Source organism: Paenisporosarcina sp. P5_A11 (genome assembly GCF_056400705.1).
In genome coordinates this window covers 12,362-34,630 of record NZ_JBFUKT010000015.1, presented here as the reverse complement: position 1 = coordinate 34,630, position 22,269 = coordinate 12,362, and the positions used below count along the sequence as shown (strand labels likewise).

Below are 22,269 nucleotides of genomic sequence, written 5' to 3'. Positions count from 1 at the left end.
CAGGTGAGAGCTAATAAAAAACCACCCTTGAGTTCTGATTAGCTAGGGTGGATTAACGTCACATCCAGCTGATTACCTTTTTAGCAATCTCCAAATTAATAAACCCGTTGGCTTTGTTGCGCCAACGGGTTTTTTAGTCTACTGATTAACCTTCAACACTTCAATTTTCACAATCATCAAGGCGTTAATTAGCAGTTGTTTTATTTCTCCAAAAGCACCTCATTACCTTCGATGGGATTGACGTGTTGAAACATTTGATGCCTTCCTATAATGAATGTGCATTAGAAAAAATGAAAGTAGAGAAAGGTACCGTTGTAACGAACGATTTACAGTGCTTTGAGCGAGCGTGAAGGAGAGAATAATACGATGGAGCATAACGCTTATAACGCTATCTGTTGGAGTGGTAAAGGGTGTGTCTGTAACTTGGTTACATCTAAGTATTGAGCGCGGGCAATCGTCCAAATCTTGCCAATGGCAGTCCGTTGAATCATAATAAAAATATCTCACGTCCCACCCCTCCTTGAGGTGCCCCTATATATCATTTTGTCACATTGTAACTTTTTGTACTTGAAGCAATTGAACCATTAAATCTACAACAATTTTTTGATGGAGTGGATGAAATAAAGTTTTCAACTCCTTTGGCTTGGTTTTTTCATCTTCATTACGAACGGCAAAATATTCAATGTTTTGATAGATATATCCTTCTATAAATAGTTTTCCGTTTAATGCCTTAGATGCCTCATCAGCTGTCGAATGAGTGAAACCAGCAGGTACAAACTTGCAATTTGTCAATACCACTTCTTTAGAAATTTCTTTTACTTTATAGATTTTTTCTTCAAATAAAACATCTTTCTCCAAACAGATTTCAATGTTATATTCTCCTAATACTACTGGAACTCTGATATTTAAGGACTCATCAGAAGGACATGTTTTATTTTCCCTTGTTTTCTTAGAACGTGAATCATGAATCGGAAACACAGCTGATTGATAATAATCATTTTTCTTTTTCGTATTCGTCCGATAAACATGATCAGGGTCAGTTAAAAATATGATTTCATGTGATTTAAAGCCTATCAATAGACAATATGGTTGTTCATGATAATAAGTTATAGTATCAATTAGTTTTGTATCTAATTCTGGAATTTGTTTGTTGTTAGGGTCAAGAAATTTAAATGTATCTTGAATCGTACTGCCAAAGATAGGAAGATGAAGGAAATTATCAATTTCTGCAAAAGTAGAAATTGGGATTTTTATAGTCATTGAGCGTACTCCTGCATATCTGTGACACTCATTAGCATCATTTTTATTAAGTTTAATTACATTATCTTCAGAAGCATCCCTTCTAGCAAAATCTTCCACTGGCAGATGTTTCTCAAGCCGAGATGCTATCTCGCTTTTAAAAGCAGCATCCAATTGGTGATCAGACTCAAACTCAGATGATGCCTCCTGTTCTGACATTTCTTTCATTTGGACATCAAAATTAGATGCTACCTCGAGTTTTAACACATCATCTATTTGGAGGTTATGCTCAGGGGAAGTAGCAGAAATTGTACTACTAAAAATTGGGGGATAAAGGAAACTATGAATTTTTTCGAAAGTTGAAAATGGAATTTTTATAGTCCTTGAACGTACTCCACCATGTTTATTAAGCTCATCAGCATAAGCGTTTTCATATCTATCATCATGTCCATCATATGTGATATCTGTGTGGTCTTCGCTGATACTGTTTGCTTCGAATAAAATATTCTTTCTAGAGAGATTACATTTTTTGCGGAATTTGGACCTTTTCTTTCTTTTGGATATTTCCCCCAAATTCTCTTTTTCGACTGTGTCAACAGAGCATGACTTAATATCTGATTCGTAGATATCATTTCTGTATTCTCTACTTCTTCTACGAAGACGACATTTTTTTCGTAATTTGGGCCTTTTCTTCCTTTTATGAGTTTTACTTAAATCATTTATTTCGAATATGTCAAAAGAGCCTGGTTTAGTACTTGATTCGCAAATATCTTCTCTGTTTTCTGCACTCTCTTCAAGTATATGCGGAAAATCAGAAGTAACAGAAAACGTATATACGTCTTTTTCTTTATAATTCATTTTCTGCATATCTTTATAATTAATCCATGGAATTGTGTCTTTCTGGTTTTTATGTTGATAATCGGGAGCAACAGAAAATGTAAATACGTCTTTTTGTTTGAAATTTACTCCCTGCATATCTTCATAGTTGATCCGTGGTGTTGTCATTATACCCTCCTTACCTACACGAATTGTTCCTTTATTTTTATTTAATGGGTTTTCTCAGCTTTTGTTACTCCGACTTTCGACTGTTTTTTGAAAATAACCCATCAAAAGCTTCTTTTTCATACACGAAGACGTTGATTTAACAATGTTTGTATTTCTGGAATTCAAATGTATTGCCCAAAAACAAACTTATATATTTTTTATTAAAGACGGCTAACCCGAAAAAGAGATGAAATATGTATTTGTTGAATCCAATCAAGAAAAAGATTCTAGACAACGGATCCTAATGCAATAAAGAGCACTCACATTTCTAAAATCCGAATGGAAAAAATTAGCTACCGTAATGAAAGACTGATTAGTGATTCAAATTACTCTATTTGAAGATGAAAAAGAATTATTGTGGCTACCGAACATGTCATGACTCAATCTTCTTATAAGCAAAAAGAGTTCTTGTGATTTTACACCTACTTAACAAGCTCTTGGCGGGAGCAAGGGTAGTTAAGTGTCTCATGACATTTGAAAAATTCTTCCAGCCGCCTATATGTAAACTAAATGGAACACCTCTTCTTCACTCGTAATTCCAATTGATACTTCGTTTTTTCACAATATAGAAAACCCCTATCGGCTAGATAGGGGTTTTTATTGAATGAAAATAATGATAATTAAAACCTATGAGAGGTATTACTAATATTTTGAAAAATACCCCCATTAGGGGATTGGGATATTAGGACTTACAATTGTGTTGTATGTGAAAAAGGTATATTCCAATGAATTGTATTAAATAAGCAAATAATTCATTTACTTTTCCTTTTTTAAAAGGAAAACAGATACAATTCAAAGCATTCACATTGATGTTTGCTTAGCGGTTTTTTAAAGATTTGCTGGAGGTAAACCTATGAGGATTTTAACAGTCGCCTAGAGAATCAACTCGAACTTGTTGTAATTGCAATAGTTTTAGAGTAAGGTCAAGTACAATTTTTTCGCGTAGAGTATCAAACGTGTTACCCGCACTTACAGCTTGTGGAGAAAAATCAAGTTCAAAGAAATTTGCACTAACTAACTCACAATATGGTTGCTCATTATAAAAAACACTATTTTCAAAGAAGTATTTATCTTGGCGTGGCGAGTCACCGGTTTTCGGATCAATAAATCGAGATCTACTTCCTGAAGATTCTCCTAAAATAGGATAAAGGAGAAAATCATCACCCTTGAGGTCTACAAAACCAGAGAATGGAACAGTAGCAATTCGATCCCGAATTACTCCATTACAATCCGCTGCAGCATATTCAATATCTTTGCGAATAAATCCTTCAATAAATAATTTGGCTCTTTTTACGGTAAAGACACCTGGGCATATTTCCTTACCAAAGTCACTAGGTACAAGTTCACATTGCGTTAAAAATACATCTTTTGATACTCTTTTAATTTCGACTGCTGGTGGATCAAGCGGAATATTTGCTTCTACCACGATTTGCATGGTGGTCTCTGCTAACACAGTTGGAACTTTAATAACTGGTTTAGAATCCTTGTGTAGGACACATGGTTTTACTTTTTCATCTTTTAAAGGTACATTTGTCGTTGCCTCTACCGGACAAGGAATAACAACTGGAGCATCCGTATATCTTGTTTTGTTATTTTGAGTCATCAAATTCGTCTCCTTTCATTCTTTCAATTTTTTTCATTACATTCTTCAAATTGTTAACTCAAATCGAACGGTTAATGGGAACACTCCTTTAGTTTATAAGCTTTAACTACTGTGTAACCTATTGAGCTCTTTTTAGTATCTATTGTTTGACTTAATATAATAATCTACATAGTTAAAGTATGTTGCACAAGGTATTCATGTATATGCGTATATAATAGGTATATTACTAATATTTTAGTTCTGATGCAGAAAGCAATCTTAAGGGAAATTGATATCTTGGGTCATAGGCGAAAGTTCCATTTTTTTGCTACGGATTATCTTCCTATCCTACTGACTGCCTTTTGTGGTAACCTACCTATTTATTAATCCGTTGGCGTTATTGTGCCGATGATTCATTAATTTAGTCTCCCTGTATGTATATTAATTAGAATTACTCTTATTCACTCGTAATACCCTAAGATACTTCATTTTTCCACAATATAGAAAACCCCTATCGGTTGGTTAGATAGGGGTTTATAGAGGATCATTCTTGTTGAAGTTAACTTAGCGTATTGTTTTTCCAATTAGCTAACAGTACTCTTATTAGGAATTTAAACTTTAGCCTAGTGTCCTAAAGAATCAACTTTCACTTGTCGTATTTGTAAAACTTTTAGAGTAAGGTCTACTACAATTTTTTCTTGTAGGCTTCTAAACGTTTCACCCGCACGAACTGGATGTGGAGAAAAATCGAGTTCAAAGAAATTAGCACTAATTAACTCGCAATATGGTTGCTCATTATAAAAAACGCTATTTTCAAAGAAGTATTTATCCTGGCGGGGAATATCACCATTTTTCGGATCAATAAATCGAGATCTACTGCTATCTGAGGATCCACCTAAAATTGGGAAAATCAGAAAATCATCACCCTTGAGGTCTGCGAAACCAGAAAATGGAACAGTAGCAATTCGATCACGAATAACTCCATTACAATCCGCAGTAGCATATTCAATATCTTTGCGAATAAATCCTTCAATAAATAATTTCGCTCTTGTTACTTTTCGGACACCTGGGCATTTATCATCGCTAAATTTTACAGGTACAAGTTTACATTGCGTTAGAAATACATCTTTTAACACTCTTTTAATTTCTACTGCTGGTGGATCAAGTGGAATATTTGCTTCTACCACGATTTGAATGGTGGTCTCTGCTAATACAACTGGAATTTTAATTATCGGCTTAGAATCTTTGTGAAGGACACAAGGTTTTGCTTTTTCATCTTTTAATGGTATTAGTGTCGTTGCCTCTACCGGACAAGGAATAATTGGACAATCCGCATTATCTGTACCATCTTGTTGACTCATAAAAATCTCCTCCATTTATTCTTTCTCATTACTTTTTTAAAATATGTTGTCTAAGACATAAGTGTCTGAGCGTATATAATAGGCACATCAATATTTATTTTTTTAATACAGAAAACTTTTTCTATAAAAGTTGTTGTATTAGGTCTTTAACATGCATGGAAATCAGTGCAAAAGTTTTTCAGGGGTATTGTTATTTGTGAATTTGCCATTGTCCTTAACCAGTTGGAGTAGGATTCTGAATATTAAAGAAAAAACAAAAAATAAAAAAAGCACCGCTAAATGATCTGCACCCCAATTGTTAGTTGTGTCTAACAATTGGGGTGCAGTTCACAAAGAGATGCTTTACTGAAGCTACATTTATTCAAAAATAATTTGGTTAACCGTGTCTCGATCTAGTTTTTTGATCACTGCAACAATTAATTTCACAGCATTTTCGTAATCATCACGATGTAAAATTCCTGCATGAGAGTGAATATAGCGTGTGGCAATACCGATTGCTAAAGAAGGAACTCCATTCGCTGTTAAATGAATTGCCCCAGCATCTGTTCCACCGCCAGGAATTGATTCAAACTGGAAAGGAATATCGTTTTCTTTTGCTGTGTCGACGACTAAATCACGAAGTCCTTTATGAGAAACCATAGATGCATCAAACAAAACGATTTGAGGACCCGCACCCATTTTACTTGTTGATTCCTTTGCCGTGATTCCTGGAGTATCTCCAGCAATACCGACATCAACTGCGAAACCGATGTCTGGTTTGATTTTTGTAGCAGCGGTACGTGCACCACGTAATCCAACTTCTTCTTGAGCTGCTCCAACACCATAAACGATATTTGGATGCTTCTCATCTTTTAACGCTTTTAATACATCAATTGCAATAGCACAGCCAATGCGGTTATCCCATGCTTTTGCAAGAAGTAATTTGTCATTGTTCATGACAGTAAATTCGAAATATGGAGTTACCATATCTCCTGGTGAAACGCCCCACTCCATTGCTTCTTCTTTTGTAGAAGCACCGATATCAATAAACATATCTTTAATGTCCACTGGCTTTTTACGTGCTTCTGGTGAAAGAATATGAGGTGGTTTAGACCCAATGACACCTATAATTGATTCACCCTTACGTGTAACGATGGTAACTCGTTGTGCTAGCATTACTTGTGACCACCAGCCTCCAACTGTTTGGAACTTTAAGAACCCTTTAGAGTCAATTTGTGTAATCATGAAGCCAACTTCATCTAGATGTCCAGCAACCATAATTTTCGGTCCATTAGCATCTCCGACTTTTTCAGCGATTAAGCTTCCTAAGTTGTCCGTATCCATACGGTCAGCAAATGGCTCTATGTATTTTCGCATTACATCGCGAGCTTCACGTTCATTACCAGGTATCGCCTTCGCATCTGTCAATTCTTTTAGCATAGTTAATGTAGAATCAAGCATTGTCATTATTTCGTCCTCCTAAATATAAACTACAAAGTTTATTATAATGTAAACGTCTTCAATATTCAAAATATTCTTCAATAACCAGAACGTTGACGCTCATAATTTTTTTCATTTTTATCAAGATATGCTTTAATAATTTGTTCATGTGTAAAGCCAAGATTTGATGCCACTGCTCCATATCTTCTCCATACTTCTTCGTAATTAGCCATCGTTGGATTTTGCAAAAATTGATTTATCGACGCCTGGGTATGTATAAATAACAACGTAAGTGACTCATCCTCAAAATGTAGTGGCCAATTTTGCAAGCCGTCTAACTCCTTTTCAATACCAAGAGATAATAAAAAGTGAATCGAATCGACATACTCTTCTAAAATGACTTCTTTCTCAGATGGCCCTTTTGAGCTCCAAAATTTAAAGCAACGTGTTTCATTTGCTAACTCCGCTAGTTCAACTAGTAGCGCAAGACCTTTTTCAAGAAACACATCATGTGAAATATTTTTTTCAGTTTGAATATATGTATCAAGAGATTTTTGCATATCAAAAAGGGATTGTAATTTCATATTAAATTGCCTCCAGTATAAAAATTTCATAATTCTTGAAACCAATGAACACGGTTATCCGTATACTATAATAACATGTCTGCCCGAGGGGGGTTCATAATGATAGTTATATTAATACGATTTTTGATTCTCGCTCTTCTTGTTTACATATTTTATCGCGGAATCGCTTATTTACTGGATCCCAAACGAAAATTAGATGATGCATATGGGAAGGGTTCATACTATTTTTATGATGATGTGAAAAACGCACGGAAGAATTTTTTCATTTCTTATAAAGGAGCATTATTCGAGGGAGAGAAATATTTAGGTACAACTGATAATGCTTTTGAAGTTGTCTCAATCTTTGTGTGGGCTAAAGACACCATGAAATTACAAGGCTTCACACGGGATGATTTCTTATTTCTTGAAAAAGAAATTTTGATGAACTACCCTGCCGCAGACATTGGCTGGAAAAACCCAATTGAACAATTGATGAAAAAATAAATAATTCTCTGACCCGACATAGAAACTGTGTCGGGTTTTTCTATTTTGTCTATGAGCGGATTCGTGTCGACTATGCGCGCAAAAGACATGGCTATGAGCGAATCTTTGTCGACTATGAGCGGTTCTCTGTCGGCTATGAGCGGTTTAACCAAACAGGGACATCCAGCAACGGTGGATGTCCTTAACAAATTAGCTTTTCTAGTTTTCGATATCTATGTGTGGTTCCCTCAATTCAACACGCGAATCGAAAAAAGCCTGGCTCATCAAAGGAACTGGACATTTTTAAATCCACTTCACGTTTAGACTCCAGGCATTCATATCATTATATATCTTTTAATAAGGGTGTTGCCCAAATCAATAACGCAACATGTGCGATGGCTAATAAGGTAAATCCGATGCGAAATGACATATGTTTTGTTTTATGACGGTAGGTCATCATCCCGAGGTAAGCACCCACGCCTCCTCCAAGAATTGCGAGTTTCCATAATGTACGTTCTGGTACTCTGCGATTGTTTGCTTTAGCTGCAGATTTGTCATGTCCCATTGTAATGAATGCGACGATTGACATGACAACAAAAAAGCCAATGAAAATGATATGTATCATATAAACTTCCTCCTAAGAAAATCATAATATGATTATACTATTAAACGTCTATCCCTAAAAAGATCCGTAAAAAAAGGCTGATGGATTATCCATCAGCCTTTAAGTGTTCGAAATTAGTTGTTCATTGATTTTTTAGCAGCATCTGCTAATTGAGTGAATGATGCTGGATCTGTAACAGCTAATTCAGCTAACATTTTACGGTTAACTTCGATATTAGCTAATTTCAATCCGTGCATTAAACGGCTGTAAGAAAGACCATTCATACGTGCTGCCGCGTTGATACGAGTAATCCATAATCTACGGAAGTTACGTTTTTTGTTACGACGGTCACGGTATGCATACATACCTGATTTCATAACTGCTTGGTTTGCTACTTTATATAATAATTTCTTAGCGCCATAATAACCTTTTGCTAATTTTAAGACTTTATTACGACGTCTTTTAGTGACTGGTGTGCTTTTTACGCGTGGCATAATAATTACCTCCTGCTATTATTTCGAACAATTAAATTTCGAGTATTATTTCATGTAAGCGATTAGTGATTTGATACGTTTGTAATCTCCAGATGAAACAAGTCCACCTTTACGTAGTTTACGTTTAGCTTTAGTTGACTTGTTTGCGAATAAGTGACTGCGATATGCACTTGCACGTCTTAGTTTTCCAGAGCCAGTCTTTTTAAAACGCTTCGCTGCTCCGCGGTGAGTTTTCATTTTTGGCATGTCGAATTCCTCCTAAACTGTCGTCAATCTTACTTTTTCTCGTTCTTCGGTTGAAGAATCAAGAACATGCTGCGGCCTTCCATTTTCGGTTTTTGTTCAACCGTGGCTACCTCAGTACAAGCTTCTGCAAAGCGATCTAATACGCGTTGGCCGATTTCTTTGTGCGTAATTGCACGACCTTTAAAACGAATAGAAGCTTTGACTTTGTCGCCTTTTTCAAGGAACTTGATCGCATTACGAAGTTTCGTTTGGAAATCATGTTCATCGATTGTTGGGCTCAAACGAACCTCTTTTAATACGATAATCTTTTGATTTTTACGAGTTTCGCGATCTTTCTTTTGATTCTCAAACTTGAATTTACCATAGTCCATGATACGAGCAACTGGTGGCTTGGCTTGAGGGGCCACAAGGACAAGATCCAAATTAACGTTAGCGGCAATTTCAAGCGCTTCGAAACGTGTTTTAACTCCTAATTGTTCACCGTTTTGGTCGATAATTCGAAGTTCACGTGCGCGAATACCATCATTTACATACATGTCTTTGCTAATAGTAATCCACCTCCAGATAGTGTCGCGAATACATGGTTTGGGCATATTGCTTATTGAAGACCTTMAATAAATCAGTTACGCCGTTCCGACCAATAAAAAAACGAGCGGGCATTTACAAAAGTAAATGTCCGCCCGCCGATATATGCAAGTACATTACAGTACGTTACGTTTAATCGTGTGTCGACCTGTCAACTACTTCTAGTGTCAATCAGGTGAGAAGCGGGCAGCCTCTACTTATACCACAAACTTTGTATTCATTAACCTTAATAACTTTATCATGTCCATATTAAACTGTCAACCACTATTAGTTAATTTCTTGTTGAATGCGTGATAGGAATTCGTCAAATGAAATACTTTCAGAGTTTTGTTCTCCGTATTTACGAACGTTGACAAAACCACTTTCCATTTCTTTGTCGCCGATTACAAGCATGTACGGGATTTTTTGCATTTGGGCTTCTCGAATTTTATACCCCAGTTTTTCTTCTCGATCATCCATTTCGATACGCAAACCGGCAGCTTGTAGTTTTCCGATGATATCTTTTGCATAATCAAAATGTACTTCGTTTGAAACCGGAATAACCTGAACTTGAACAGGCGCTAACCACGTTGGGAAAGCTCCTTTGTATTCTTCAATTAGGAAGGCTACAAAACGTTCCATAGTTGATACGACTCCACGATGGATTACGACTGGGCGATGTTGTTTTCCATCTTCTCCGATGTACGACAGATCAAATTTTTCAGGCAATAAAAAGTCGAGTTGTACAGTTGATAATGTTTCTTCTTTACCAATTGCAGTTTTGACCATAACATCCAATTTAGGACCATAGAACGCCGCTTCACCTTCAGCTTCGAAGTAATCTAGACCAAGTTCATCCATTGCTTCTTTAAGCATACTTTGTGCTTTGTTCCACATATTTTCATCATCATAATACTTTTCTTTATCTTCTGGATCACGATAAGACAAACGGTATGAATACTCATTAATGTCAAAGTCTTTATAAACATCAATAACTAATTGAACGACACGTTTAAACTCGTCTTTAATTTGATCCGGACGAACGAAAATGTGTGCATCATTTAATGTCATCCCACGAACTCGTTGAAGTCCAGATAATGCCCCGGACATTTCATAACGGTGCATTGTACCAAGCTCAGCAATACGCATAGGTAAGTTACGGTATGAATGGATGCCATTTTTGAAAATCATCATATGATGCGGGCAGTTCATTGGTCGTAAAACTAGATCTTCATTATCCATACTCATGACCGGGAACATATCGTCTTGGTAGTGATCCCAGTGACCGCTAGTTTTGTACAATTCCACGCTACCCATTACTGGAGTATAGACATGGTCATAACCAAGTTTCACTTCTTTATCGACGATATATCGTTCGATGATACGACGAATTGTTGCGCCTTTTGGTAACCACATTGGAAGGCCTTGCCCAACTTTTTGTGAGTTCATGAATAAATTGAGTTCCTTACCGATTTTACGGTGGTCACGTTCCTTTGCTTCTTCAAGCATTTGTAAATGTGCTGCTAGCTCTTCTTTAGTGAAGAATGCAGTTCCGTAAATACGTTGCAACATTTTATTGTCGCTGTTCCCACGCCAGTATGCACCAGCGATACTCAATAATTTAAATTCTTTTAACTTACCTGTCGAAGGCACGTGTACTCCACGGCATAAGTCGAAAAAGTCACCTTGTTCATAAATAGATACTTGATCATCTTCAGCAATAGCTTCCAATAACTCAACTTTATATTCATCTTCTTTAAACTTATCAAATGCTTCAGAACGAGACACATTATGACGAACTATATCTATATTTTCATTAATGATTTTTTTCATTTCTTTTTCAATAACTAACAAATCTTCTTTTGTGATTGGTTCTGGTGAATCGATGTCGTAGTAGAATCCATTTTCAATAACTGGACCAACCCCTAATTTAACATCTTTAAATATGCGTTTAACAGCTTGGGCTAATAAATGAGCTGTACTATGACGTAACACTTCTAATGCTTCGTCTGATCCAGGCATAACAATGGCAATTTCTCCATCTTGTTCAAGTGGAGCTTTTAAGTCGACAAGTTGGTTATCTAATTTACCAGCCAATGCTTTTTTACGAAGTCCTGGACTAATTGATGCTGCTACGTCTTCAGTTGTTGTGCCTTTTGGAAACTCCTTTATCGCACCATCTGGAAACTTCAGTTGAATTGTCTCTGACATGTTGAACACTCCCTTTTTAGATGTAGTTCAAAAAATATTGAACCCTCAGTTTTACCATTTATTAAAAAAATGAACACAAAAAACCCCGTCCTATGAAAGGGACGAGGTTTGAGTTCGTGGTTCCACCCTTCTTCCTTCTCTTCAGTCCAGGACTAAAAAGATGAAGCTTTGAGCCGGCTAACGGGCCGTTACCGTCAACAGTTACATTAATTCGTTCACTGTTGCTGCTCCGAGGTGGTAAAAAGACTATCGTACTTAAGAAGCTTCCAGCCATGGCTTCTCTCTCTAAAAAGTCGTACAGACTATCGTTGTCCTCTTCTTGGCATTTCATTATTCTTATGTTGACATTCTACTCTTGCATGAAATTAAATGCAACAGAAAATTGAAATTAAACAGACATTAATTCACGTTCTTCGATCATAGGTGTTACTCGTGGGACCGGATGTGGATGAATACCAATCAAGTCACAAGGTCGTCCGATTAAGTCAATGCACCCATCCTTCAATTTAACAATACGATCAGCTAAAGCATGAGCATCATTTTCATCATGGGTAACGAAGATAGAAGTAATGTTTGCTTTCTTCAGGATTTCACGTAAGTCTTTGCGGATTTTCACTTGTAGTTCGGCATCCAGATTACTGAAAGGTTCATCAAGTAAAATTAAATGTGGATTCGGCGCAATTGCACGTGCTATAGCGACACGTTGCTGTTGACCACCACTTAGCTGGTGTGGATAGCGTTTTTCATAATCTTGAAGTTCAACTAGTTCCAAAACTTCTTGGAGTCGTTTTTTCTTGTCTGATTTTTTCAATTGAAATAACCCAAACAGAATATTTTCTCCAACCGTCATGTGTGGAAATAATGCATAGTCCTGAAATACCATGCCAATTCCTCGTTTTTCTGGTTGTAAAAATGTATTGCCATCAAATAACACTTCATCTTGTATCGTTAAGGAACCTTGTGTTGGTTTTTCAAGCCCAGCAAGAAGGCGTAAAATTGTACTTTTCCCGCTACCACTTCTGCCTAATATTGAAATCACTTCCCCTTTTTCAATATTCATTGAAAACTGGTCAAGTGCTGGTTTTCCTGTATTTGGATATGAGAAACAAACATTTTGAATGGATATAAACATGTCAATCCGGCTCCTTTTCAAGAAACTTATAGAAAACAACAATGGCAAGGGCACTAATACCGACAATTAATAACGAAGCTTGTGAAGCTTCCATAATTTTTTCATCACTTGCATATTGGAATGCTTTTGTAGAAAGAGTATCAAAATTAAACGGACGCAATATTAATGTTAACGGTATTTCTTTTAAGATATCAATGAAGACTAATATAAATCCGCTAATAATGGCACCTTTTAACATTGGAACATCAACTTTGAAAAATGTTTTCGTCACGCCTACACCTAAAAGTCTTGAAGCGTCACGGAAGTCAGTTCCTATTTTATCGTATCCAGATTCAATGGAATTATAACCTATCGCAAAGAATCTTATTATGTATGCAGAAATTAACATAATTAAACTTACACTTAATACCAGTGTTGTTGTAATACCTATCATTTGATACAAGGGTACTAAAAAGCGATCCAATGCGATAAATGCAGTGACAACGGCCACAGCTATTACCGCTCCTGGTATAGAATAACCAAGTATTGAAAGCTTGGGCAATAATTTCGCCACTTTCCCTTGTACCAAACGACTAAAGTTACCAACGATTAACGCGAAAATGATTATTGCTGTTGCACTTATTCCAGCAACTAAAACTGAATTTTTCACATAGGTTAAAAATTCATCCATCGGAATTGTTCCAAACGTTAAAATCATCCAATCAATCAATTGAGCGATTGGAATAAAGAAACCTAAGCTCAAAATCATCAATCCATAAGTAGTTGCGAGTCCTGCTTTCCATCCTTTTAGCTGAATAAGTGGTAGAGGTCGCACTTTTGTTGTGGAGTAGCTGTATTGACGTCTTCCACGTAATACTTTTTCAATAACTAAAATGAAGATGACAAACCCCATTAGGGATGCGGCAAGCTTAATTGATGATTCAATATCACCTAGTCCAAACCAAGTTTGAAAAATCGCCGTCGTAAATGTTTGAATGCCGAAATATTTGACGACACCATAATCATTTAGGACTTCAAGCACAACTAAACTTGCACCACCAATAATGGATACTCTTGAAATCGGAATAACGACCTGGAAAAATGTACGCCAAGGACCTTTCCCTAACATTCGAGCACTTTCAATGAGAGAAGCTGATTGTTGTGACAAGAAAACACGTGTAATTGTATAAACATACGGATATAAAAACATCGTATAAATAAATATTGCACCAGGCAAATTCATGATATCAAAATGGGCTGGATTCAGGACCATATCAAATTGATCTCTCAGTGTTGTTTGAATTACACCCGTGTAGTTAACAATGCCATGATAGGTATAAGCTCCGATAAATGGTGGAATTGATAAAGGTAAAATCAATGCCCATTTTAAGAAGCCGCGTAAAGGAAATTGATACTGAGTGATAAGCCACGCTAAACTTAATCCAATAGAGATTGTTAATATAGCAGTTGCACTAATTAGAATGAGAGACGTTCGTATAAAAGACCCTAGAACAAATTCTTTCATATGTGCCCAGTTTTCATTGGATGGTGAAAAAATTCCCGTAACTATCGTTATGTTCGGCAAAAACAATAGAATCATAATGATTGCAGCTGATACTGTCCAGCCATTTACATTTGCCAGTCTTCTTTGCACGTTTCAAACACCTCTTCTAATCCCAAGAAATCCCTTGTCACGAAAACTCGTAACAAGGGCATTTATATTATTTATTTCCAACCAACTTCATTAAAGATTAAAATTGATTTTGCATTGTTATCACCAAGAACTGATAATGAAATATCTTGTTCTTTAAATTCGCCCCATGATTTAAGTAATTCAGTTGCTTCAACTGATTCATTTACTGGGTATTCATAGTTTGCTTCTGCAAATGTACCTTGAGCTTCTGGAGCTGATAAGTACTCAAGAAGTTTAATTGCATTGTCTTTATTTTTAGACGTTTTTACAACACCAGCGCCACTTACGTTTACATGTGTGCCTGTTGTGTCTTGGTTCGGGAAGAAAATGCCTAAGCCTTCAGCCACTTTTACTTCTTCTGGATCTTCAGAGTTTAACATTTGACCAAAGTAGTACGTATTCATGATTGCTACGTCACCAACACCCGCTGCAATTGCTTTTGCTTGGTCTCTGTCTCCACCTTCAGGATCACGTGCAAAGTTTGATACAAGACCTGCAGCCCACTCTTTAGCTTTGTCTTCTCCGTTAATTTCGATGAAAGATGCTAACAAAGATTGATTATACACGTTTTCAGACCCACGAATCAAGACGCGACCTTTCCACTGATCTTCTGTTAGTGCTTCATACGTCGATAACTCTTCAGGTTTTACTGTTTCTTTATTGTAGATAATGACACGAGCACGTTTTGTTAAACCGTACCACATTTGATCTTTATCTTGGAAGTTAGCTGGAACTTGTTCGTCTAATTTGTCACTTGAGACAGCTTGCAATAACCCGTCATCTTTAGCACGGTATAAACGTCCTGCATCAGCAGTAAGGAATAAATCTGCTTCAGTAGCATCGCCTTCACGTTTAATACGTTCAAGTAATTCATCTGCTTCACCTTTAATGACGTTAACTTTAATGCCTGTTTCTTCTTCGAATTTCGCATAAAGCTCATCGTCTACATCATAATGACGTGCCGTATATAGGTTTACTTCTTTGCTTTCGTTTGTTTCTGTTGTTTCTTTTGTTTCTTTTGACTCCTTGTTCGATGTGGTCTTAGTGGTTGTTGTATCGTTGCCACAAGCTGATAAAACAAGTAGGGCAAAAGCTAAAACTAGAAATAATGCCTTTTTCACTGGATGTCTCTCCCTTTGATATGTATTAAATCGCAACTGAAAACGATTCTCAATCTCAATTATAAATGTGTTGTCGATATTGTCAATGATTCTTTGCACCATTGCTCATATTCGTACTATTCGGAATAATTAAAGTGCAAACTATACTTAGTTTCCTATTTGAATCTAGTGATGTGAAGTGCTCTTTAAGTTTATTGTTGCTCAATTTGATTTAATCCTATTCAAGATGCATTTATTCCCGCTAACAGAGGTTTTGTTCCCGTTCACAACCCTTTATTCCTTTTCAACAGAGTTTTATTCCCTTTCGTCCATTTTCTCCCACAAAAAAACAACCAGACTGCAATCGTCTGGTTGTTTTTTATGTTCCCTCTTATCCATCTCTTCTGTTTTTCCCACTTAAACGCATTGGTATGGTTATCGAACGGATTCTTTCCATAATACGAGCGGCTTTAACTAGCTCCCGCTCCCCTTTTCCGGAATATGCTAAGTGTTCTTCTAATCCATCATAATCAAAATTCGAAGTGATAAACGTAGGTAAATTCTCAGCCATTCGATAATGCAGTACCGTACCCAAAATTTCATCTCGAGTCCAAGTTGATAATGTTTCTGCTCCCAAATCATCAAGCATAAGAACAGGAGCTTTTTTAACATAATCGACTTTCTCTTGAAGTGATTGATCTTGTATGGCATGCTTCATTTCGCGTAAAAATTCCGGGACATAAACGAGAACAGTTTTAATTTTTTGTTCAGCGAGCTCATTGGCTAGCGCACCTAATACATAGGATTTGCCGACACCAAACTCTCCATAAATATAAAATCCTTTTGAAGGCAATTGTCCTGTTGTTTTAAGTTCTTCCATAAATGTGCTGGCAGCTGTTCCTAGATTAACTCGAGTATTGTGATCATAAGTAACAGTAGCAAGTCTTGCTTTCAACACATCTTTTGGCATGTGCATACTTGAAATCATTGCAGACACTTCACGACGCTCGTCCTCAACAATTTTTTGTCGACATCTGGCATAGTCAAGATCAATTAATCCACGAATAATTGTTAATTGAGGAACATAGCCCTTCATGATGTTTTCGCAGTTAGCTACGTTTTCGCATGTTTCACAATCATGATTTTGTGTTGTATACTCATATAATTTCCCGAGACCACGGTCAACCATCCCTTTGTTCACAACTTCTGCATTTTCTGCTAGAAATGCTTGAACTCCACGATTTTCTAGAATCTCTGATTTCATTTTTTCATATCGCTCTGTAAATGCATCTGCATTAACGACACGCTTTAAAGTATCACTTATTGGTTCCACTAGTTTTCGCCTGCCCCTCTTTTACACCGAGTTTCTCAAGCAACTGTTGTTTTTTGGTTTCCCAATCTTCGGTTACTTCATTCTCAACTGATTGTTTAGTTGAGCGAGTTTCTTTCGCTTTGTAAAACCACTCAGGCACTTTCTCATCACGCACATTTTTGCGTTTGTACGGTGTTGCTGTCTTCGCTGAATTTTGCCAATCCAGATATTGATCATGTTCTTTCCTAGATATCTCAATGGCCTGCTCAGCCGTTTGAATGTTTTCACGTTGCCAATGAGCTGCGATTTTGTGCACGTAATTCTTATTTAGTTTCATCTTGGCGCGAATTAATACGAATTGCAATAACACGTTGACGACTGCAGGTGGAAAACTATATTTAAAAATAAGCTCGTTGGCTAAGTCAACTTCCACTGGCATCGGTTCTTTACCATTAGATAAGTCACGCAACACTTCTAGAGGTGGTGTATCTTCTAAATATTTTATTAAGGATTGGTCTTTAGACAGCACTAAATTTTGTGTTTCGACTTTATTTTGTTGAGGTAGCTTTTGAGTAAGTCTAGGTGGCTTTGAAGAAATCGAAAGCTTGTAATAATCAGCTGCTGTTTTTTTCAATCGTTCTTCTGTAACACGGTTTTGATCATCTATAGCCATCATTAATACTTTTTGCATATCAATAGCATTTAATGAATACAAAAAAGCCACTTTCGCAATTAACTCTTTTACCGATAAAGTAAGAACACTTGAAGGAATCATTACCTCAGATAATCCAGATTTTAATAAATCGAAATCAAAATCCATTGAATAAAATGGTAATTTATTCGGTCGACTTGGTTGTTCCATTTGGTCTGGATCAAACACATGTCCAAGTTTTGTATAATCATGATTACTTTTAAAGACGTCTTGTAAATCTCTTGAGACGTTTTCATAGCCGCTTTGTTGAGCTTGTTTTTTCACAAATCTTTCTCTGACACGTATATACGCTTTTTCATGAATTACGCTATATAAGGAAGTTGCCAAAATCGGCTCGCTGAAAAACGAAGCGGCATCCAGCGGAGCAACTACTTCATATATAAACATGCGTTTGTCATGATCATCTTTTTTCCATGTTTTCATTAAACCAATCGCTTCGAGAGCTACACGTGCATCAAATATTTTTTTTAATGACATGTTCAAGACATCCATTAAATAATAATGTGATAATTGTTCCGAAATATGGCTCTCGGATTCTGCCCACAAAGTGCAGTATAGACTCATAGCATCAGAGCCAATGATTGGTTTGTACAACATTGTGACGAGTTGACGATCTGTATCAGCAAGTGGATAAGGCATTTGGATGATGAAGCTATCTACTGGTTGAAGTTCTTTAAATAAAAGTTGCATACAACATCCTGTTCCTTTCTACTTGTTTTCTGGATTTCTCTTTAATAAGTCTTTTAGTTCGTCAATAAACACATTGATGTCTTTAAATTGACGGTAAACTGACGCAAAACGTACATAAGCCACTTCATCAATTTTCGCTAACCGGTCCATGACCATTTCGCCAACATCTTCTGACTTCACTTCTGAGTTTCCTATGCGACGCAACTCTTTTTCAATTGAGAATACGACTCCCTCAAGCATATCAAGAGATACAGGACGCTTTTCACATGCACGAATAAGACCACGTATTACTTTCTCATGGCTAAACTCTTCTCGTGATCCATCTTTTTTAACTAGAATTAATGGCATTTCTTCTACTTTTTCAAATGTAGTAAAGCGAAATCCACAATCCTCACATTCTCTTCTTCTGCGTATTGCTTTATTGTCGTCAACTGGTCTAGAATCCACGACTCGTGTTCCGTTATATTGGCAAGCTGGACATCTCATATTTTAATCTCCTGGGTTAAGGCTTTCGTTAATGTTCTTATTATAACAAATATTATTCATAAAAATCGAAAAAGCAGAGGAATATCGTCCTCTGCTTACTCATTTAACAGTTTATGTGTTATGCATGTGCTGTTACGAGAGGTTTGCTCGCTGTAACAGGACCCATACCGCGTGGAATTTCTGTCATTTCACGCGTCTGTGATCCAAGTGCATCAGCAATATATTTAGCAGCAATTGTTGGATCTAAATCGCCACATGTATATACATCAATACTTGCGTAACCGTGTTCTGGGAAGCTGTGAATCGTTAAGTGTGATTCAGAAATAATCACGACTCCACTTACACCTTGTGGTGCAAATTTGTGGAATGCTACTTCACGTACTTCTGCTCCTGATTTAAGTGCTGCTTCAACAAATGTTCGTTCGATGAAATTCACATCGTTTAATTTGTCAAATTCGCACTCCCAAAGTTCTGCGATAACATGACGCCCCATTGTTTCCATGGTTCGTTTCCCCCTTTGATAAGTTATTATTTTTTGATGAATCATCAAAGTAGACTACCACGGGGGAAAGTTAGTCCAGAGAGGTCCTAACCCTTTAAGCAGTCAGTGTATATTTTAAAAGTACACGATTCACATTATATGATGTATTCAACAACATTGCAATAGATTACGAAAAAAATCCTTCCTGCTGTTAAAATAGCAGGAAGGATTCTTATTTATACGATTACTCTATCCTTTAGAGCTGCTCCAACTTTTTTCGTTAAATCAATTACACGAGCTGAATAACCCCATTCATTGTCATACCAAGCAAGGACTTTAACTTTACGTGATCCGATGACCATTGTCGTTAATCCATCCACAATTGCAGAGTGTGGATCAGAATTGAAATCAATAGATACAAGCGGTTCAGTTGTAAATCCAAGAATCCCTTTCATAGCACCTTTAGAAGCTTCAATAAATGCAGCGTTTACTTCTTCAACTGTTACATCTGTTTGAAGATCCACTACAAGATCAACTAGTGAAACATTAGGTGTTGGCACACGGAGTGAAAGACCGTGAAGTTTACCTTTTAACTCAGGTAACACTAATGACAGCGCTTTCGCAGCACCCGTAGATGTTGGAATTATTGATTGTGCACAAGCTCGTGCACGTCGTAAATCTTTATGTGGATTATCAAGATTCTTTTGATCATTCGTATACGCATGTACAGTTGTCATAAGACCATTTTCAATACCAAATGTATCATTCAATACTTTTGCTACCGGAGCTAGACAATTCGTCGTACAACTTGCATTAGATATGACATCATGTTTTTCAATATTCAATTGATCTTCATTTACACCCATTACAATTGTTATGTCTTCATTTTTTCCAGGTGCACTCAAAATTACTTTTTTAGCCCCTGCTTGTAAATGCAATGCTGCTTTTTCACGTTCATTAAATTTCCCAGTTGCTTCAATAACAATATCAATGTTCATTTCTTTCCAAGGCAACTTCAATGGATCGCGGTCACTTACCAATTGCACTCGTTTACCATTTACGATTAATGCATTTTTTTCAACTATAACATCAGCGGAAAACGTCCCGTGATTTGTGTCATACTTAATCAAATGTGCTAATGTTTCTGGTGGATATGTAGCATTAATTGCCACTACATTTATATCATTTTGAAGAATAGCTTGACGAAAAACCATACGACCTATGCGGCCAAAACCATTAATAGCGATAGAAGCTGGCATTAAAAATCCTCCTACAAGTATGTTCTACTTTTAGTCTTTATTCTTAAATTAGTATAACACATTTTAAATTAAGATAAACCTAAAGTTGGCAATATAGAAATGTTCTATTTTTCAGAAAGTGGGACATTATATGTCCCACTCAGTCAATATTCGTTCTAATTGTTCCTTTGATTGTTCAATAGTGCCGTTATTATAAATGACCGCATCGGCACCTTTTTCTTTTTCAGAAATTGGTAATTGAGACTGAATTCTTGCAGTTGCTTCGTCTTTAGAAAGAGAATTCCGATTCATTAATCGTTGCAATTGCATTTCTTCGGTTACAGATACTACTAGTATTTTATCAACGAAATGTTGCAGTCTACTCTCAAAAAGGAGAGGGATATCCATAATCAAGGTTTTCTGACCGCTTTTCAAATGTTCATCACGCTGGCGAAACATTTCGCTTCGAATTGCTGGATGCATCAAGTCGTTTAATTGTTTTCTTTTTGCTGGATCGTTAAAAATCAGTTTACCCAGAGCTTCCCGATTTAATGTGCCATCTTTATTTATTACGGAAGATCCAAATTCACGCTCAATTTCTTGTAAATTTGATGTGCCTGGTTCTACGACTAATCGAGCTACTAAGTCAGCATCGATTATCGGATATCCTTTATCTTTTAACATGGCTGAAATCGTGCTTTTACCACTCGCAATACTTCCCGTTAATCCTATAATCATTGTATGTTCACCCTCTTATCGTTGACATGAAGGACAGTACCAAGAGTTTCGTCCTCCTAGCACTCGTTGTTTTGTAGGGACTAAGCAATGTGGACATTGTTTCTTGCCGTACATTTGTAATCTATGTTGCATACTGCCCGCTTCACCATTGATGTTGCGATAATCTGATATTGAGCTCCCACCAACCAAAATACTTTCATTTAATACAACGACTACTGTTTCAAAAAGTTCAGAAAGTCTTTTTTGACTTATACGATTTACTTTTCTCGCTGGATGAATATGCATTCGAAATAATGCTTCGGTAGCATAAATATTGCCACATCCAGAAATAACTTGCCCATCCATAATCACTTCTTTTATAGACTTGTTTTGGTATTTAACAAGCTTAGTCAAGTCTAGAAAATGGTCAAGTGCCGAGTAATCGAACGGTTCAGGAGCCATTAGTAATAATGGGGGGAATTGTTCTTCTGATTCAAGTAAACGCATTTCGCCAAACCTGCGAATATCTGCATATACCAACAACATGCCGTCATTTAGTTTAAATATCACATGAATATGTTTTCTGAATTTTTCTTCTGAAATTTCATGCGTTTCGTGAACATAAAACCACGCCCCAGACATTCCTAGATGATTCACTAATAACTTACTCTGGTGATTTTTCTCTAAATGAAAATAGATATACTTTGATCTTCTTACTATTTGAATAATTTTTGCATCTGCTAGTTCTTGCTGAAAATCAGCGAGCTCGGTTCCTTTGATGATTGCTTGTTTCCCCGCCTTACGGGACACTTCTAAGACTGCGGAAAGAGTGACTCCTTCAATGGTTTTTCCAGTCACTACAGGTTTAAGAGCATTTACGACTCCCTCGACTTCTGGTAATTCAGGCATTTTTTTGCCC

At 36.6% G+C, this 22,269-nt stretch carries 22 protein-coding genes; 2 read left to right on the top strand and 20 right to left on the bottom strand.

Translation table 11 applies throughout. The annotated features are described in order from the left end of the window. Positions 1–546: 546 nt before the first annotated feature. The 5 genes from AC1DOS_RS04950 to AC1DOS_RS04930 form a co-directional block, all read right to left on the bottom strand. Positions 547–2,244, bottom strand: a complete 1,698-nt coding sequence (locus AC1DOS_RS04950; protein ID WP_477536589.1) for a BC_2427 family protein — start codon at positions 2,242–2,244, stop codon at positions 547–549. A 901-nt stretch (positions 2,245–3,145) separates the two neighbouring features. After that, positions 3,146–3,886 (bottom strand): CsxC family protein, encoded by a 741-nt coding sequence (locus AC1DOS_RS04945; RefSeq protein WP_477536588.1) that lies wholly within the window; start codon positions 3,884–3,886, stop codon positions 3,146–3,148. A 602-nt stretch (positions 3,887–4,488) separates the two neighbouring features. Then, entirely contained in the window at positions 4,489–5,226 is a 738-nt protein-coding gene (locus tag AC1DOS_RS04940; RefSeq protein WP_477536587.1) for a CsxC family protein, read from the bottom strand. Positions 5,227–5,583: 357 nt separating this feature from the next. Then, complete coding sequence (locus AC1DOS_RS04935; RefSeq protein WP_477536586.1) at positions 5,584–6,672, bottom strand: M42 family metallopeptidase; 1,089 nt, start codon at positions 6,670–6,672, stop codon at positions 5,584–5,586. Between the two features lie 71 nt (positions 6,673–6,743). Next, positions 6,744–7,229 carry a dUTP diphosphatase gene (locus AC1DOS_RS04930; RefSeq protein ID WP_108585331.1) on the bottom strand — a complete coding sequence of 162 codons (486 nt, stop codon included), beginning with the start codon at positions 7,227–7,229 and terminating at the stop codon, positions 6,744–6,746. A gap of 99 nt (positions 7,230–7,328) precedes the next feature. Here AC1DOS_RS04930 and AC1DOS_RS04925 point away from each other — a divergent pair, with 99 nt between their 5' ends. After that, positions 7,329–7,712, top strand: coding sequence for a sigma-w pathway protein ysdB (locus AC1DOS_RS04925; RefSeq protein ID WP_477536585.1), 384 nt, complete (start codon positions 7,329–7,331; stop codon positions 7,710–7,712). Positions 7,713–7,775: 63 nt separating this feature from the next. Next, a complete protein-coding gene (locus AC1DOS_RS04920; protein WP_477536584.1) occupies positions 7,776–8,015 on the top strand; it encodes a hypothetical protein in 240 nt (79 codons plus the stop codon). Positions 8,016–8,034: 19 nt separating this feature from the next. On the opposite strand, the gene AC1DOS_RS04915 is transcribed toward AC1DOS_RS04920, so the two are convergent. From AC1DOS_RS04915 to mutM, 15 genes are all read right to left on the bottom strand, one after another. Beyond that, a complete protein-coding gene (locus AC1DOS_RS04915) occupies positions 8,035–8,316 on the bottom strand; it encodes a DUF1294 domain-containing protein (RefSeq protein ID WP_477536583.1) in 282 nt (93 codons plus the stop codon). A gap of 113 nt (positions 8,317–8,429) precedes the next feature. Beyond that, positions 8,430–8,789 (bottom strand): 50S ribosomal protein L20, encoded by a 360-nt coding sequence (rplT, locus tag AC1DOS_RS04910; protein WP_108585333.1) that lies wholly within the window; start codon positions 8,787–8,789, stop codon positions 8,430–8,432. 45 nt (positions 8,790–8,834) lie between these two features. Further along, positions 8,835–9,035 carry a 50S ribosomal protein L35 gene (gene rpmI, locus AC1DOS_RS04905; protein ID WP_108585334.1) on the bottom strand — a complete coding sequence of 67 codons (201 nt, stop codon included), beginning with the start codon at positions 9,033–9,035 and terminating at the stop codon, positions 8,835–8,837. 29 nt (positions 9,036–9,064) lie between these two features. Further along, complete coding sequence (gene infC / locus AC1DOS_RS04900; protein WP_024534253.1) at positions 9,065–9,571, bottom strand: translation initiation factor IF-3; 507 nt, start codon at positions 9,569–9,571, stop codon at positions 9,065–9,067. A gap of 316 nt (positions 9,572–9,887) precedes the next feature. Continuing rightward, positions 9,888–11,810 carry a threonine--tRNA ligase gene (gene thrS, locus AC1DOS_RS04895; RefSeq protein WP_477536582.1) on the bottom strand — a complete coding sequence of 641 codons (1,923 nt, stop codon included), beginning with the start codon at positions 11,808–11,810 and terminating at the stop codon, positions 9,888–9,890. A 388-nt stretch (positions 11,811–12,198) separates the two neighbouring features. Next, positions 12,199–12,942, bottom strand: coding sequence for an ABC transporter ATP-binding protein (locus AC1DOS_RS04890; RefSeq protein ID WP_477536581.1), 744 nt, complete (start codon positions 12,940–12,942; stop codon positions 12,199–12,201). Position 12,943: 1 nt separating this feature from the next. Further along, the gene (locus AC1DOS_RS04885; protein WP_477536580.1) at positions 12,944–14,575 is read right to left on the bottom strand and encodes an ABC transporter permease; all 1,632 of its coding nucleotides are present in this window, start codon (positions 14,573–14,575) and stop codon (positions 12,944–12,946) included. Between the two features lie 71 nt (positions 14,576–14,646). Then, complete coding sequence (locus AC1DOS_RS04880; RefSeq protein WP_477536579.1) at positions 14,647–15,735, bottom strand: Fe(3+) ABC transporter substrate-binding protein; 1,089 nt, start codon at positions 15,733–15,735, stop codon at positions 14,647–14,649. Between the two features lie 370 nt (positions 15,736–16,105). Next, the gene (gene dnaI / locus AC1DOS_RS04875; protein ID WP_108585339.1) at positions 16,106–17,047 is read right to left on the bottom strand and encodes a primosomal protein DnaI; all 942 of its coding nucleotides are present in this window, start codon (positions 17,045–17,047) and stop codon (positions 16,106–16,108) included. Next, positions 17,031–18,428, bottom strand: a complete 1,398-nt coding sequence (locus AC1DOS_RS04870; RefSeq protein ID WP_477536578.1) for a replication initiation and membrane attachment family protein — start codon at positions 18,426–18,428, stop codon at positions 17,031–17,033. The genes dnaI and AC1DOS_RS04870 overlap by 17 nt, the downstream gene beginning before the upstream one ends. An 18-nt stretch (positions 18,429–18,446) precedes the next feature. After that, complete coding sequence (gene nrdR / locus AC1DOS_RS04865) at positions 18,447–18,914, bottom strand: transcriptional regulator NrdR (RefSeq protein WP_108585341.1); 468 nt, start codon at positions 18,912–18,914, stop codon at positions 18,447–18,449. Between the two features lie 118 nt (positions 18,915–19,032). Then, on the bottom strand, positions 19,033–19,416 hold the full coding sequence (gene speD, locus AC1DOS_RS04860; RefSeq protein ID WP_108585342.1) for an adenosylmethionine decarboxylase: 384 nt from the start codon (positions 19,414–19,416) through the stop codon (positions 19,033–19,035). 215 nt (positions 19,417–19,631) lie between these two features. Beyond that, entirely contained in the window at positions 19,632–20,654 is a 1,023-nt protein-coding gene (locus AC1DOS_RS04855; protein WP_108585343.1) for a glyceraldehyde-3-phosphate dehydrogenase, read from the bottom strand. Between the two features lie 126 nt (positions 20,655–20,780). Further along, positions 20,781–21,371, bottom strand: a complete 591-nt coding sequence (gene coaE / locus AC1DOS_RS04850; protein WP_108585344.1) for a dephospho-CoA kinase — start codon at positions 21,369–21,371, stop codon at positions 20,781–20,783. A 15-nt stretch (positions 21,372–21,386) separates the two neighbouring features. After that, entirely contained in the window at positions 21,387–22,259 is an 873-nt protein-coding gene (gene mutM / locus AC1DOS_RS04845; RefSeq protein WP_477536577.1) for a bifunctional DNA-formamidopyrimidine glycosylase/DNA-(apurinic or apyrimidinic site) lyase, read from the bottom strand. Positions 22,260–22,269 lie beyond the last annotated feature (10 nt).